This is a genomic window from Nocardioides sp., assembly GCF_035703625.1.
Classification (GTDB): Bacteria; Actinomycetota; Actinomycetes; order Propionibacteriales; family Nocardioidaceae; genus Nocardioides.
Genome location: NZ_DASSXS010000037.1, coordinates 1 through 14525, shown reverse-complemented (window position 1 = coordinate 14525; position 14525 = coordinate 1). Strand labels below are relative to the sequence as shown.

At 72.8% G+C, this 14525-nt stretch carries 11 protein-coding genes and 1 pseudogene; all 12 read right to left on the bottom strand.

What is annotated here, in order from left to right; translation table 11 throughout:
• On the bottom strand, positions 1-655 hold a 655-nt coding region (gene pgeF, locus VFN12_RS01590), incomplete at its 3' end, for a peptidoglycan editing factor PgeF (protein ID WP_325116791.1).
• 84 nt (positions 656-739) lie between these two features.
• On the bottom strand, positions 740-1969 hold the full coding sequence (gene ftsZ / locus VFN12_RS01585) for a cell division protein FtsZ (protein WP_325116790.1): 1230 nt from the start codon (positions 1967-1969) through the stop codon (positions 740-742).
• Between the two features lie 223 nt (positions 1970-2192).
• Positions 2193-2957, bottom strand: coding sequence for a cell division protein FtsQ/DivIB (locus VFN12_RS01580; RefSeq protein WP_325116789.1), 765 nt, complete (start codon positions 2955-2957; stop codon positions 2193-2195).
• Positions 2958-2961: 4 nt separating this feature from the next.
• Positions 2962-4395: a UDP-N-acetylmuramate--L-alanine ligase gene (gene murC / locus VFN12_RS01575; protein WP_325116788.1), complete on the bottom strand. Its 1434-nt coding sequence runs from the start codon at positions 4393-4395 to the stop codon at positions 2962-2964.
• Positions 4392-5489, bottom strand: coding sequence for an undecaprenyldiphospho-muramoylpentapeptide beta-N-acetylglucosaminyltransferase (murG, locus tag VFN12_RS01570; RefSeq protein WP_325116787.1), 1098 nt, complete (start codon positions 5487-5489; stop codon positions 4392-4394). Before murG ends, murC begins: the two co-directional genes overlap by 4 nt.
• Positions 5490-5515: 26 nt before the next feature.
• The gene (gene ftsW, locus VFN12_RS01565) at positions 5516-6784 is read right to left on the bottom strand and encodes a putative lipid II flippase FtsW (RefSeq protein WP_325116786.1); all 1269 of its coding nucleotides are present in this window, start codon (positions 6782-6784) and stop codon (positions 5516-5518) included.
• A 27-nt stretch (positions 6785-6811) separates the two neighbouring features.
• Entirely contained in the window at positions 6812-8272 is a 1461-nt protein-coding gene (gene murD / locus VFN12_RS01560) for a UDP-N-acetylmuramoyl-L-alanine--D-glutamate ligase (protein WP_325116785.1), read from the bottom strand.
• Positions 8273-8288: 16 nt separating this feature from the next.
• Complete coding sequence (gene mraY / locus VFN12_RS01555; RefSeq protein ID WP_325116784.1) at positions 8289-9407, bottom strand: phospho-N-acetylmuramoyl-pentapeptide-transferase; 1119 nt, start codon at positions 9405-9407, stop codon at positions 8289-8291.
• Complete coding sequence (locus VFN12_RS01550) at positions 9401-10792, bottom strand: UDP-N-acetylmuramoyl-tripeptide--D-alanyl-D-alanine ligase (RefSeq protein WP_325116783.1); 1392 nt, start codon at positions 10790-10792, stop codon at positions 9401-9403. Before VFN12_RS01550 ends, mraY begins: the two co-directional genes overlap by 7 nt.
• 40 nt (positions 10793-10832) lie before the next feature.
• On the bottom strand, positions 10833-12233 hold the full coding sequence (locus VFN12_RS01545) for a UDP-N-acetylmuramoyl-L-alanyl-D-glutamate--2,6-diaminopimelate ligase (protein ID WP_325116792.1): 1401 nt from the start codon (positions 12231-12233) through the stop codon (positions 10833-10835).
• Between the two features lie 253 nt (positions 12234-12486).
• The gene (locus VFN12_RS01540) at positions 12487-14217 is read right to left on the bottom strand and encodes a penicillin-binding protein 2 (protein WP_325116782.1); all 1731 of its coding nucleotides are present in this window, start codon (positions 14215-14217) and stop codon (positions 12487-12489) included.
• Positions 14218-14267: 50 nt separating this feature from the next.
• Positions 14268-14525 (bottom strand): annotated as a pseudogene (locus VFN12_RS01535) (hypothetical protein); the annotation flags it as partial.

The following is a 14525-nucleotide window of genomic DNA, read 5'->3' as shown; positions in this document are numbered from 1 at the left end:
GGGCAGGCTCCTCACGCAGCCTGATCAGCCCGGCCAGCCGTCCGGCCTGATGTGCGTCCCGCCGGTAGGAGTAGAGGTCGGCCGACTCGCGGGTGCAGCGGGAGACGTCGTGGACGGAGACGCCCTCGGCCGCCAGCTGGGAGCGCACGCCGGCCCCCAGGTCGAGCGAGGGCGTGCCCCACGAGGTGGTGGCGATGCTGGCGGGTACGGCGGCCCCCACCTCTGCCTGCATGCGCTCGGGGACCTCGTAGCAGGAGCCGCACACGTGCGGACCGACCCAGGCCGTGATCGAGGTGGCTCCCAGCTCGCGCATCCGCGCCACCGTGGCGGCCACCACCCCGGCGGCGAGCCCCGGCCGCCCACAGTGGGCGGCGCCGATCACGGCGGCCTCCGCGTCGGCCAGCAGCACCGGCACGCAGTCGGCTGCACGCACCATGAGGACGACACCGGCCCGCGCCGTGACGATGCCGTCGGCCTCGGGGCGAGTGGTGGAGCGGCGCTGCTCCACCACGTCGACCTCGGCACCGTGCACCTGACGCAGGTCGGCGAGCCGGTCACCGGGAGCGAAGTCGTCGAGGACGATCCGCAGGTTCTCCGCCACGACCTCGGGGTCGTCTTCGCCCTCGAGGGCCAGGTTGAGCGAGTCGAAGGGCACGGCACTGGCCCCGCCGTGCCGGTCGGTGAAGGCCAGGTCGGCGGGGCCGTGCGTGGATCTGAAGAGGTACAGCGAGATCCCCTGCTACTTCAGGAAGTCGGGCACGTCCAGGTCGTCGTCGTCGAACTGGACCTGGCGGGGCTGGCGGGGCGGCGTGGCCGGCGCGGCCTCCCGGCCGGCCGGGGCGGCCGCCGGCGCGGGCTTCCGCTCGGGCGCGGGCTGCTCTGCCGGACGGGAAGGCTGCCGGGACGCCTGCTCCGGCGTGGCCCGGGTGGCGAGCTGCTGGGCCGCGGCCCGGGTCTCGGCCTGGCTCTGCTGCGGCCGCTGCTCGCGGCGCAGGACGGTGCCTTCGTCGCGGCGCTGCGGCATCCCGCCGTCGAAGCCCGCGGCGATCACGGTGACCCGGACCTCGTCACCGAGGGCGTCGTCGATGGTCGCACCGAAGATGATGTTGGCCTCGGCGTGCGCCGCCTGGGCGACCAGCGCCGCCGCTTCGTTGATCTCGAACAGCCCGAGGTCCGAGCCCCCGGCGATGGAGAGCAGGACGCCGTGGGCGCCCTCGATCGACGCCTCGAGGAGGGGGCTGGAGACAGCCATCTCGGCAGCGGCGACCGACCGGTCCTCGCCGCGCGCCGACCCGATGCCCATCAGGGCGGATCCGGCGTTGGCCATCACCGACTTCACGTCGGCGAAGTCGAGGTTGATCAGTCCCGGTGTCGTGATCAGGTCGGTGATCCCGGAGACGCCCTGCAGCAGCACCTGGTCGGCCTGCTTGAAGGCGTCGAGGACCGAGACGTTGCGGTCGCTGATGGAGAGCAGCCGGTCGTTGGGGATGACGATGAGGGTGTCGACCTCCTCGCGCAGCTGGGAGATCCCCTCCTCCGCGGAGTTGGCGCGGCGACGTCCCTCGAAGGCGAAGGGCCGGGTGACGACACCGATCGTCAGCGCCCCCAGGGAACGCGCGATCCGGGCCACGACCGGGGCGCCACCGGTGCCGGTGCCGCCGCCCTCACCGGCGGTCACGAACACCATGTCGGCGCCCTTGATGACCTCTTCGATCTCGTCGGCGTGGTCCTCGGCGGCCTGGGTGCCGACCTCGGGGTTGGCGCCGGCGCCGAGACCGCGGGTGAGCTCGCGCCCGATGTCGAGCTTGACGTCGGCATCGCTCATGAGCAGGGCCTGCGCGTCGGTGTTGATCGCGATGAACTCAACGCCCTTGAGTCCGACCTCGATCATCCGGTTGACGGCGTTGACCCCACCACCACCGATGCCCACGACCTTGATGATGGCCAGGTAGTTCTGTGCTGCTGCCACGGCGGGTGTGCCTCTCGTGATCGGCCCCGGCGTTGTGTCGGAGCGACGGCCTGCTTGCTGTCGAGTACTGCGTCGGTGGGGAAGCCACGAGATATCTGCGAACTGTAACCCTGAACCTGAGGGTTATAGTTATGTCAACCTCGCGTTGAGAAGGACACTAGGCACGCGTGGCAGGCAGCCCCGGCAGGACACGCCGGGTGTCGGAGGAAAGTGCGGGAATCGGTCAGCCGGAGGTGGTCGGCTGGCCCGGCACGCTGACGTCGAACGTGCGCCCGGGCTGCTCGAGCAGTCCGGCGAGCACCTCGGCCTTGGCCTCCGACTCCTCCGCACTCCCCCACACGACCTTCCTCCCGTCGCGCAGCACCAGGGAGATCTGGTCGATGGTGGCCACCTCGACGTGGTCGACGCGACGACTGATCTCGGACGGCAGGGCCTCGACGACCAGCGCGGCCTCCCGCAGCGCGTCGCCACTGGTGTCGGAGGACATCGACACCTGCGGCATGTCCGGGGGCGGCTTCGGGTAGGTGCGGAACACGACACCCTCGGCATCCATCCCGCGGGTCCGCCCGGCGAGGTCGACCACGGCAATGGCGACGCGTTCCTCCACGTCGATGGTCACCCCGCCCGGCCAGCTGCGCGTCACGTCGGCGTCGCGCACCACGGCCATCGCCTCGAGCCGGGCCCGGACGGCGTCGAGGTCGACCCTGGCCAGTGGCTGCCCGGACGGCACCGCGGCCACCTCGCGCACCTGCCCAGCCGTGAGGGTGCTGGTCCCCTGGACCTCGACCTCCTTCACAGCCAGCACGTCGGAGAAGTAGACGAGCCAGACGGCTGCGACCAGCGCGGCGATCAGGAGCAGCAGGGCCACCACCCGTCGCCAGGCCAGCCACCGACGCGCCCACTGGCGCCGCGCGAACCGCTTGCGGCTGCGGATGGTCGACTCGTCGACCACCGGCGCGGGGCCGGTGGTGTCGGGACCGCTGCTCATCACCTCACGCATCGGCACCCCCCGACAAGAGCTTCAGGACCTCCGGCCCCACCTCGGTCACGCTGCCTGCCCCCAGGGTGAGCACCAGGTCCCCGGGACGGGCTACCCGGGCCAGCACCCCGGCCACGTCCGCCTGGCTCGGGACGTAGGTCACCGACGACGGCGGCAGCGGAACGGCGTCGGCGACCAGCCGGCCGGTCACCTCGGGGTCGGCATCCTCGCGGGCGAGATAGACGTCGAGCACGACGACCTCGTCGGCGGCGCCGAGCGCCTCGCCCATCGCGCGCCCGAAGATCCGGGTCCGGGAGACGAGATGTGGCTGGTAGGCCACCACGAGCCGACCCTCGCCCGCGACGGCTCGGGCAGCCTGGAGGTCTCCGGCGATCTCGACCGGGTGGTGGGCGTAGCTGTCGAACACCCGGACGCCCGCCGCCTCGCCCTTCAGCTCCATGCGGCGCCGGGAGCCGGAGAAGCCCTCGAGCCCGCGGCGCAGGTCGTCGAAGGAGTGGCCGAGCCGCAGGCCCAGCGCGAGCGCGGCCAGGGCGTCGAGGACGTAGTGCCGTCCGGGGATCTGAAGCCGCACGGTGCCGTGCTCGCGGTCGCCCTCGCGCACGGTGAACGTGGAGGTCGTGCCCTCGAAGTGGAGGTCGGTGGCCCGGACGTCGGCCTGCTCCGACTCGCCCACGCCGATCACCTCGCACCCGCGGGCCCGCGCCTGCCCGGCCAGTGCCGCCGCACCGTCGTCGTCGATGCAGCAGACCAGGAAGCCGTCGGGGTCGATGGTCTCGACGAACTCGACGAACGCGGCCCGGTAGGCCTCCTCCGTCCCCCAGATGTCGAGGTGGTCGGCCTCGACGTTGGTGACGATGGCGGCGTAGGGGCGGTAGACGAGGAAGGCGCCGTCGCTCTCGTCCGCCTCGGCCACGAACAGGTCGCCCGAGCCGTCGTGGGCGTTGCTGCCGGTCTGCACGAGCACGGCGCCGATGGCGTACGTCGGGTCGGCACCGGCAGCCAGCAGCGCCATGGTGAGCAGGGAGGTCGTCGTGGTCTTGCCGTGGGTGCCGGACACCGCCAGCACCCGCCGGTCCTGCATCACCGACGCCAGGCCGGCCGAGCGCGGCAGCATCAGCAGCCCACGGCGGCGTGCCTCGAGGACCTCGGGGTTGTCGTCGCGGGCAGCGGTGGTGACCACGAGCGTGTCGGCCCCGCCATCGACCGGGCCGAGGTGGTCAGCGTCGTACCCGAGCCGCACCGAGACCCCGAGCTCGCGCAGCGCCGGCAGGAACGGAGTGTCCTGGTCGTCGCTGCCGGTGACCGGCAGCCCGCGCTCGGCCATGATCCGGGCGATTCCCGAGAGCGCGGCACCGCCGATGCCGACGAAGTGGACCCGGCCGAGCTGGTCGGCGGCCCGGATCTCGTCAGGGACCGGGATCCTCATCGGTCCGACCTCGTCGCTGCGCTCCCCCGGGAGAGGTCGAGGATGATCGCGGCCAGGCGATCGTCGGCGTCGCGCGGGATCAGGGCGGCGGCCGCCCTGCCCATCTGCGCAAGCCGTTCGCGGTCGGTGATCAGCCCCGGGACCGTGGCGGCGACCCACTCCGGGGTCAGCGCCTGGTCGGCGACCAGCAGCGCGCCCCCGGCCTCGACCACGGGGCGGGCGTTGAGCTCCTGCTCGCCGTTGCCGATCGGCAGGGGCACGAAGACCGCCGGCAGGCCGGTCGCTGCGGCTTCGGTCAGCGTGGACGCGCCGGACCGGCAGACCGTCAGGTCAGCCGCGGCCAGTGCGAGGTCCATCCGGTCGCAGTAGTCGAGGACGACGTAGGGCGTCTCGGTGGCGGCGGGGTCCGCGCCGCCGTGCTTGCCCTGGACGTGCAGCACCTGGACACCCGCGTCGGACAGCGCGCGCGCCGCGCCGGAGACGGCGCGGTTGATCCGCATGGCGCCCTGCGAGCCGCCGGTGACAAGCAGCGTCGGGCGGTCCGGGTCGAGCCCGAAGAACGTGCGGGCCTCCGGACGGACGGCCTCCCGGTCAAGCGTGGAGATCATCCGCCGGATCGGGAGCCCGACGTACTCCGCCCGGGGCAGCGGGGTGTCGGGGAAGCTGACCGCGACCCGGGCGGCGAGCCGGGCGCCGACCTTGTTGGCCAGGCCGGGCAGGGTGTTCTGCTCGTGGACGACCAACGGCAGCTTGCGGCGCCGGGCGGCGAGGTAGGCGGGCATGGAGACGTAGCCGCCGTAGCCGACGATCACGTCGGGCCGGATCCGGTCGACGATGGCCAGCGTCTCGTTGACCGCGCCACGCAGCCGGGCCGGCACCCTGACCAGGTCGGCGTTGGGTCGCCGCGGGAGCGGGACGGGCGGGATCAGCTCGAGCGGATAGCCCGCCTCCGGGACGACGCGGGTCTCGAGGCCGCGGGACGTGCCGAGACAGGTGATCTCGGCCTCGGGGACGAGTCGGCGCAGCGCATCGGCGGTGGCGAGCAGCGGAGAGGTGTGGCCGGCCGTTCCGCCGCCGGCGAGGAGTACACGCATCGTGGGTCAGCCTACGGTTCGCGCTGTCACGAATCGCGCGGGGGAACACGGCCGGCGGACAGCCCCGAGGAACGGGCCCGTCGACGCTGGGCGAGGGCCTGGGCGGCCTCCGGCTCCCGGCGGGCGAACCCGATCAGCAGCCCGAGGGCGACGAGGGAGGGCAGCAGCGCCGAGCCGCCGTAGGAGATGAGCGGCAGCGGGATGCCGATGACCGGCAGCAGCGCGAGCACCATCCCGACGTTGATGATCATCTGCCCGATCAGCCACACGACGATGCCGAAGGACATGTAGCGGACGAAGGGGTCCCGGGTCGCGAGGGCGACCTTGACGGCGGCGTAGGCGATGGTCAGGAACAGGGCGACCACCAGCAGGGTCCCGACCAGGCCGAGCTCCTCGCCGAGCACGGCGAAGATGTCGTCGGTGTGCGCCTCGGGCAGGTCGCCCCACTTCTGCTGGCTGGCGCCGATCCCCTGGCCGAACCAGCCTCCCGACGAGAGGGCGTAGAGGCCGTGGGCGGGCTGCCAGCCGGCGTCGTGGTAGTCCTTGAACGGATCGACGAAGTTGGTCAGTCGCTCCCGCCGCTCAGCGCTCGTCGACGCGATCCAGATCGCCACCACGCCGATGACGGTGAGCGCGATGGTGAACAGCCGCGCCGGCGCGCCCACCACCCAGAGCATCGCCAGCAGGATCGCGAACAGCACCAGCGCGGTCCCGAGGTCGTCCCCGAGGATGACCAGGAGCGTGATCCCCAGGATCACCGGGACCACGGGCATCATCACCTGGTGCAGCCGCCCGAGCCGCCGGTCCTTCTGCGCGTACACGTGGGCGGCCCAGAGCACGATCGCCAGCTTGGCGATCTCGGACGGCTGGATCCGGATCGGACCCAGCGCGAGCCAGTTGGTGTTGCCGTTGACGGTGGTGCCGAGCTTGATGGTGAGCGCCAGCATCACCACGGCCACGATGATGCCCACCCACGAGACCTGCCGGATCGCCCGGTAGGGCAGCCGGGAGGCGATCCAGGCGCAGGGGATGCCGATCAGCACCCAGAGCAGCTGGCGCTTGACGACGGCGTACGAGTCGCCGTCGTGGTTCTCGTAGGAGTAGACGCTGGAGGCGCTCAGCACCATGATCAGGCCGATCGTCAGCAGCAGGGCCGAGGCACCGAGCAGGAGGTAGTAGGAGGTCAGCGGCCGGTCGAGGGCGTGGCGGGCGGAGGCGTACCAGGCTCCGAAGGAGGTGCGGGGCAGCCGCGTGGACGTGCTGCCGGTGCGCGGGGGCTGAACGGTGGTCGCCATCACTGCCCCTTTCCAACCGGTCCTGCCTCAGGTCCTGCCCTCCAGGCGGTGCACGGCCGCCGCGAAGGCGTCGCCGCGGGCGCCGTAATCGGTGAACATGTCCATGGAGGCGCAGCCGGGCGCGAGCAGCACCGTGTCACCTGGTCTGGCCAGCCGGACCGCCGCGTCCACCACGCTCTCCATGGGGCTTTCACCCTTGCTCCGCCCAGTCTCGCCGTCGTCGGCGACGATGACCGGAACATCCGGGGCGTGTCGCGAAAGGGCCTCGGCGATGACCGCGCGGTCCCGCCCGATCAGTACGACCCCGCGCAGCCGCGATCGCACAGCGGCGACCAGGTCGTCGAAGCGAGCACCCTTGGCCAGGCCGCCCGCCACCCACACCACCGGGTCGTAGCCCTGGAGCGAGGACTGCGCGGCATGCGGGTTGGTCGCCTTGGAGTCGTCGATCCAGGTGACGTCGCCGACCACGGCCACGGTCTGGATCCGGTGGCCGTCGGGGCGGAAGGCGCGCAACCCGTCGCGGACCGCGGCCTGGGAGATGCCGTGAGCCCGGGCGAGGGCGGCGGCGGCGAGGGCGTTGGCGACGAAGTGCGGCGCCGGCGACGCGAGGTCGCCGACGGTGCACAGCTCGGCCGCGGTGGTGGCGCGGTCCTCGACGAACGCGCGGTCGGCGAGCACGTCGTCGACCACCCCGACCATGCCGACGCCCGGCGTGCCGAGGGTGAAGCCGATGGCCCGGGCACCCTCGACCACGTCGGCCTCCCGGACCAGCCGCTCGGTCTCCGGGTCGGCCACGTTGTAGACGCAGGCCCGCTGGACCCGCTCGTAGATCCGACCCTTGTCGGCGGCGTAGTCCTCGAGCGTCTCGTACCAGTCGAGGTGGTCCTCGGCGACGTTGAGGACGACTGAGGACTCCGCGCTCAGCGAGTGGGTGTAGTGGAGCTGGAAGCTGGACAGCTCGACCGCGAGCACGTCGTACGGCTCGGGGTCCATGACCGCCTCCACGAGGGGCAGCCCGACGTTGCCGGCCGCGGCGCTGCGCAGCCCGGCGGCGCGGAGGATCCGGTCGAGCATCTGCACGGTGGTGGTCTTGCCGTTGGTGCCGGTGACCGCGAGCCACGGGGCCGGTCGGTCCGGGTCGCGCAGCCGCCAGGCCAGCTCGACCTCTCCCCAGACCGGGACTCCGCGGTCGCGGGCCTGGGCGAGGAGCGGAGCGGAGGGGCGCCAGCCGGGTGAGGTGACGACGAGGTCCACGTCGTCGGGCAGGGTCGCGGTCGCCCCCTCGCCCAGGCGGATGTCGGCGCCGAGGATCCCGAGGAGCTCGGCCTGCTCCTCCTTGCCGGCGGCGTTCTCGTCGAGGGCGATGACGCTCGCGCCGAGGTGGGTGAGGTTGTCGGCGGCCGCGAAGCCGGAGACCCCGAAGCCGGCCACGACGGCACGCACGCCCTCCCACGAGTCGTGGCGGCCCAGGCCGTGCGGTTGCGTCATCGCCCGTCTCCCCGGATCACGTTCCGGCGACCCACTCGGCGTAGAAGATGCCGAGCCCCGCGGCCACGGACAGCCCGGTGATGATCCAAAAGCGGATCACGACGTTGACCTGCTCCCAGCCCAGCATCTCGAAGTGGTGGTGGATGGGCGCGATGCGGAACACCCGATGGCCCGCCTCGACCCGGAACACCGCCCGGAACAGGCCACTGGCCCGGCTCGCCTTGAACACGCCGACCTGGATCATCACCGAGAGGGTGACCATCACGAACAGCCCGCCGAGGACCAGCAGCAGCAGCTCGGTGCGGCTGAGGATCGCGAACCCGGACAGCGCGCCGCCCAGCGCCAGCGAGCCGGTGTCCCCCATGAAGATGCTGGCCGGTGACGCGTTCCACCACAGGAAGCCGAAGCAGGCGCCGGTGATCGCGGAAGCGATGATGGCAAGGTCGAGCGGGTCGCGCACCTCGTAGCAGAGGGCGGGCTGGTCGAGGCCGGTCTGCCCGCACCACTGGTTGTTCTGCCAGATGTTGACCAGCGTGTAGGCGCCGAACACCATCACCGAGGCGCCGGTGGCCAGGCCGTCGAGGCCGTCGGCGAGGTTCACGCCGTTGGAGGTGCCGGCGATGATCACCCAGATCAGGGCCAGGACCACGACCGTCGGCAGCGTGATCGTCTCGTAGTCCCGGATGAAGGAGATGTGGTGCGAGGCCGGCGTCTGGCCGCGGTCGTCCTCGAGGGCGGGGCTCAGCGCGAGGATCCCGAAGGTCAGCGCGATGATGGTCAGCCCGATCATCTTGGCCTTGCTCCGCAGCCCGAGGCTGCGCTGCTTGGCCACCTTGATGAAGTCGTCGAGGAACCCGACCAGCCCGGTGCCGACGAACAGGAAGAGCAGCAGGAGCGCCGACGCCGACGGCAGGTCCTGGGTGATCAGCTTCGACCCGGCGTAGCCGATGAGGGTGGCCAGGATGATGACCACCCCGCCCATCGTGGGGGTGCCCCGCTTGGTGTGGTGGGTGGTCGGCCCGTCGTCTCGGATCTCCTGGCCGTAGCCGTGCTGGGTCAGCACGTTGATCGCGACCCGGGTCCCCAACAGCGAGACCAGCAGGGCGAGTCCTCCTCCGATGAGGATGGCTAGCACGGTGTCGCTCTCCTCTCGTCCGGCCCGTCACGGAGCAGGCCGTCGGCGATGTCTTCCAGTGCGGCACCGCGCGAGGCCTTGACCAGGACCACGTCCGCGGCCGCCACATTCTCGCGCACCGCGGCGAGGGCTTCGTCGCGCCCCGCCGTCGACAGCGCGGTGCCGGTCCACCCGGCGACCGAGGTGGCGCCCTCGGCGATGCCGCCGGCGACCGGGCCGACGGTCACCAGGAGGTCGACCCCGGCCCGCGCGGCCACCCTGCCGATCTCGCGGTGGGCGTCGGCCGTGGTGGTGCCGAGCTCCAGCATCTCGCCCAGCACCGCGACGGTACGGCGGCCACGACGCTGGCCGATGGCGACGAGCGCGTCGATGGCCGCGGCCATCGAGGCCGGGTTGGCGTTGTAGGCGTCGTTGACCACGAGCAACCCGTCGGGACGCTCGTGGACCTCCATCCGCCAGCGCGATGCCGTCGTGGCGCCGCTGAGCCGCTCGGCCACGACGTCGACGGGCAGGCCGGCAGCGATCGCCAGCGCCGCCGCCGCACTGGCGTTGGCGACCTGGTGGGCGCCGGTCTGGGTGAGCCGAACCGGCAGCCAGGCACCGTCGTACCCGAGCTCGAAGGAGGGTCGCCCGAGGTCGTCGAGCTCGAGGCCGCGCCAGGCCACGTCGCCGTGCTCGCCGAAGGTCAGGGTGCGAGCCGTCGTGCGGGCCGTCATCGCGGAGGTCAGGTCGTCGTCCGCGTTGAGCACCGCCACGCCCGACTCCGGCAAGGACTCCACGATCTCGCCCTTCGCCTCGGCCACCGCCTCACGGCTCCCGAACTCGCTGAGGTGGGCGGTGCCGACGTTGAGCACGGCGGCCACCTCCGGGGGCGCCACCTCGCAGAGGTAGCGGATGTGGCCGATGCCCCGCGCGCCCATTTCCACGACGAGGTAGGTCGTGTGGGCCGTCGCCCCGAGCGCGGTGAGGGGCACGCCGATCTCGTTGTTGAGGTTGCCGACGGTGGCCACGGTCGGGCCGAATCCCTCGAGGATGTGGGCGAGATAGTCCTTGGTGCCGGTCTTGCCCTGTGACCCGGTCAGGGCGAGGACCCGCGGCCGGGTCTCGTCGATCACGTGCCGGGCCAGCCGCCCCAGCGCCGTCACCGGGTCGGCCACCACGACGGTCGGGGCGTCGGTGCGGCGGCTGCCCAGCACCGCGACGGCGCCGCCGGCGACGGCCGAGCCGGCGAAGTCGTGGCCGTCGACCCGCTCCCCCGGCACGGCGACGAAGAGACCGCCCTGGACCGGGGCCCGGGTGTCGACGAAGGCCGGGCCGACCACGGTGAGCGTCGGGTCGCCCTCGACCTCGCCGGCCACGACCGAGGCGATCTCGGCCAGCGTCATGGGGATCATCGGGGTCCCCCCGGAAGCGTGGGGTGGGGGATCACCGGGCCAGCTCCTCGCGGACCACGTCGCGGTCGTCGAAGGGGTGCACCACGCCCTGGACCTCCTGGCCGGTCTCGTGCCCCTTTCCGGCGACGAGGACGATGTCGCCGGGTGCGGCGCGGTGGAGGGCTTCCCTGATGGCGAGCCGGCGGTCGCCGATCTCGACGACCTCGGCCCCCGGGCCGGTCCCGGACAGCAGGGCCTGGCGGATGGCGGCGGGGTCCTCGGTCCGCGGGTTGTCGTCGGTCACCACCACGACGTCGGCGAGCCGGGTCGCGATCTCGCCCATGATGGGCCGTTTGCCCGGGTCACGGTCGCCCCCGGCGCCGATGACCACGATGACGCGGCCGTCGGTGAGGGGCCGGAGGGTGGCCAGGGCGGCTTCGACCGCGTCCGGCTTGTGCGCGTAGTCGACGACCACGACGAAGTCCTGGCCCTCGTCGACGCGCTCGAACCGCCCGGGCACGCCGGCGCCGGCGAGGATCCCGGCCGCCACCCGGCCCGCGTCGTAGCCCACCTCGGCGCAGGCGGCCACGGCCGCCAGCGCGTTGGCGACGTTGAAGTCGCCGGGCAGGGGTACGCCGGCCGCGACCGACCGGCCGTCCGGGCCGACGAGGGTGAAGCGGGAGCCCGTCGCGGTCGACTCGACGTCGAGCGCACGCCAGTCCGCGTCCCGCCCGGTCGCCGAGAAGGTGCGGACGGGGATGGTCGCCTCGTCCACGAGCCGCCGTCCGTAGGGGTCGTCGACGTTGACCAGGGCGAGCCGTGCCCGTTGCGGGGTGAACAGGGTCGCCTTCGCCGCGAAGTAGTCGTCCACGTCGGCGTGGAAGTCGAGGTGGTCGCGCCCGAGGTTGGTGAACACGGCGACGTCGAAGACCACCCCGTCGACCCGTCCCATCACCAGCGCGTGGCTCGACACCTCCATCGCGCACGCCTCCACGCCGCGCTCGCGCATCATCGCGAAGAGGGCGTGCAGGTCGGGCGCCTCGGGCGTCGTGAGCGCGGTCCTGACGTCGGTGCCGTCGACGCGGGTGCCGACGGTCCCGATCGCGGCCGAGGGCACCCCCGACTGCTGCAGGCCGCTCTCCGCGAGACGGGTCGACGTCGTCTTCCCCTGGGTGCCGGTCACCCCGACCATGCGCAGCGACGCGGCCGGGTCGCCGTAGACCCGCGCCGCGAAGCGGCCGAGGACCGCCCGCGGGTTGTCGACGACCAGCAGCGGGACCTGCGGAGCCCGGACGGCGCCCGTCTCGTCGGTGAGGATCGCCACCGCGCCCGAGTCCAGGGCCTGGCCGGCGTAGTCGATGCCGTGAGCCCGGGTGCCGGGGAGCGCGGCGTAGACGTCGCCGGGGCGGATCCGTTGCGAGCTCAGCGAGACCCCGGTGGCCTCGCCGGTCAGGTCGCCCTCGGTGCGGAACCCGCCGGCCCGCTCGGCGAGCCAGCCCGCGAGGTCGGCGAGTGACGATGCGGCGGGGTGCCGGGGTCGGGTCGCCGCGGTGGCGTCGTCGCTCAGCACCCGGCGAGATTACCGCTGGGCCCTGCGCTCCGGGACGGGCGGTGGGCGGCACCTCGCACGCTCGGGTCCACCCCGACCTCCTCGACCGCCCCGCCCCCGGCCGACGCCCGCTTCACCTGCGTCGACCGGGCGCCGATCACCATTCGACCGGGAGGTTCGACGGCCGCGTGCCGGTGGGCGGCACCTGGTAGCGGCGCAGGGCGAAGCTCATGATCTTCGAGAACGCCGGCCCGGCCACGGAGCCACCGCCTCCGCCGTTGCGCGGGTTCTGGACGACGACGTAGATCGTGAACTGGGGGTCGTCGGCCGGCGCGAACCCGGCGAAGGAGACGGTGAAGGTGCCGTCGTAGCAGGCGCATCCGGCCCCCACGCGCTGCGCGGTGCCGGTCTTGCCGGCGACCCGGTAGCCGGGCACCGCCGCCCCCGGTGCGACCCCGACCTCGGGATCGACGACCCGCTCCATCATCAGGGCGGTCTGGTGCGCGGCCCGCGCGCCGATCACCCGGCGGGTCCGCGTGGTGTCGGTGCCCACGACCGTGCCCTCGTCGGTCCTGGCCGAGCCCATGATGAGGCTGGGGTCGACCCGCAGCCCGTCGTTCGCGACGGTGTTGATCGCCGCGGCCATCTGGACGGCGTTGACCGACACCGACTGGCCGAACGCCACCCGGTCCTGGACCAGGCCGGTCCACAGGCTCGGCGCGGGGAGGATGCCCGGGGTCTCGCCGCGCACCCCGATGTCGGTCCGCCTCCCGAGCCCGAACCTCTCGAGGTACCCGCGCAGCTGACCGCGGGAGAACCGGTCGGCGGCGCGGACGGTGCCGATGTTGGAGGACTTGGCCAGGACCCCGGCCAGGGTCAGCCTGATCTGGCCGTGCGGGAACCAGTCGCCGATGACGCGCCCGTCGCGGCGCAGCTCGGGCGGCACCACGATCCGGGTTCGCGGGGTGACCTTGCCCGCGTCGATGAGCGCGCTCAGCGTGAGGGCCTTCTCGACCGAGCCCGGCTCGTAGACGTCGCTCATGGCGCGCGAGCCCAGGTCCGCCTCCGGCGACTGCAGCGGGTCGGACGCGTCGAAGGTCGGGTGGTCGGCGAGGGCCATGATCTCGCCGGTCTCGGTGTGCATGACGACCGCGAAGCCGGAGTCGGCCCGCGCGTCCTCGACGGTCTGCCGCAGCACGCGCTGGGCGTACCACTGGAGGTCGAGGTCGAGCGTCGTGCGCAGGTCGGCACCGTCGGCCGGCTGGTCGATCGTGCTCTCCCCGAGCGGGATCCGGTTGCCACCGCCGACGGCGTACCGTGCCCTGCCGTCCTCGCCTGCCAGCCGGGCGTCGAAGGTCCGCTCGAAGCCGCCGAGGGCCTCGTCCGTACCGACGAAGCCGACCATGTTGGCCGCGACGTCCCCGGCCGGGTAGTCACGCACCTGGTCCTGCCGGGTGTCGAGCCCCTCGAAGCCCGCCTCCTCCGCCTCGGCGACCACCTCGGTGGCCTGGGTGGAGGGGACCCGCCGGGCGATGTACTCGAACCGGCTGCCCTCCTCCCGGAGCCGCGGCAGGATCGTGAAGTAGTCGACGTCGAGCCGGTTGGCGAGGAACTTCGCGAGCTCGGGTGCCCGGTCGGCGGTCAGGAGCGGGTCGGCCACCACCATCAGCCCGTCGATCGACTCGGCGAGCGGCTTGCCGTTGCGGTCGAGGATGTCACCGCGCGTGGCCGGCAGGGTGACCTCGACCATGCCTTCGGCGGCCGCCATCGCGGCGTACGCCTTCGGGTCGACGCCCTGCAGCTGCACCAGTCGTGCCCCGAAGATCGACAGGACCATCGCGATCACCACGAAGCCGAACCTCAGGCGGAACAGCGGCGAACCGCGCATGCTGCCTCGAGGGCGCCGCGAGCGGGTGGGACGCACCAGATCTCTCCCTCTCAGCGCCGGGCGTGCTCGCCGGAACCGTTGGCGTCGTTTCTACCGTGTGAGCCGGACTTTCCGTCCGAGGCGCGGCCGGTGTCGGCCAGCACCTTGTGCACGATCGGGGCCGGGGTGAGGATGGCGGGCTTGGCCGGCGGCAGCGGCCGGACGCGCAGCTGGTTGGCCGGGGTTGCGGGAACCCGCTCGCCGAGCACCTTGCCGTCCGACAGGCGCAGGAAGACGGGGTTGGCGGCCGGGACCATGCCCAGGCTCTG

Excerpts from the sequence above, each read along its gene's own strand:
- VFN12_RS01550 (WP_325116783.1), bottom strand. The coding sequence starts at position 10,792 with ATGACGCTGGCCGAGATCGCCTCGGTCGTGGCCGGCGAGGTCGAGGGC.
- VFN12_RS01580 (WP_325116789.1), bottom strand. The coding sequence starts at position 2,957 with ATGAGCAGCGGTCCCGACACCACCGGCCCCGCGCCGGTGGTCGACGAG.
- ftsW (WP_325116786.1), bottom strand. The coding sequence starts at position 6,784 with ATGGCGACCACCGTTCAGCCCCCGCGCACCGGCAGCACGTCCACGCGG.
- murG (WP_325116787.1), bottom strand. The coding sequence starts at position 5,489 with ATGCGTGTACTCCTCGCCGGCGGCGGAACGGCCGGCCACACCTCTCCG.
- murD (WP_325116785.1), bottom strand. The coding sequence starts at position 8,272 with ATGACGCAACCGCACGGCCTGGGCCGCCACGACTCGTGGGAGGGCGTG.
- VFN12_RS01540 (WP_325116782.1), bottom strand. The coding sequence starts at position 14,217 with ATGCGCGGTTCGCCGCTGTTCCGCCTGAGGTTCGGCTTCGTGGTGATC.
- murC (WP_325116788.1), bottom strand. The coding sequence starts at position 4,395 with ATGAGGATCCCGGTCCCTGACGAGATCCGGGCCGCCGACCAGCTCGGC.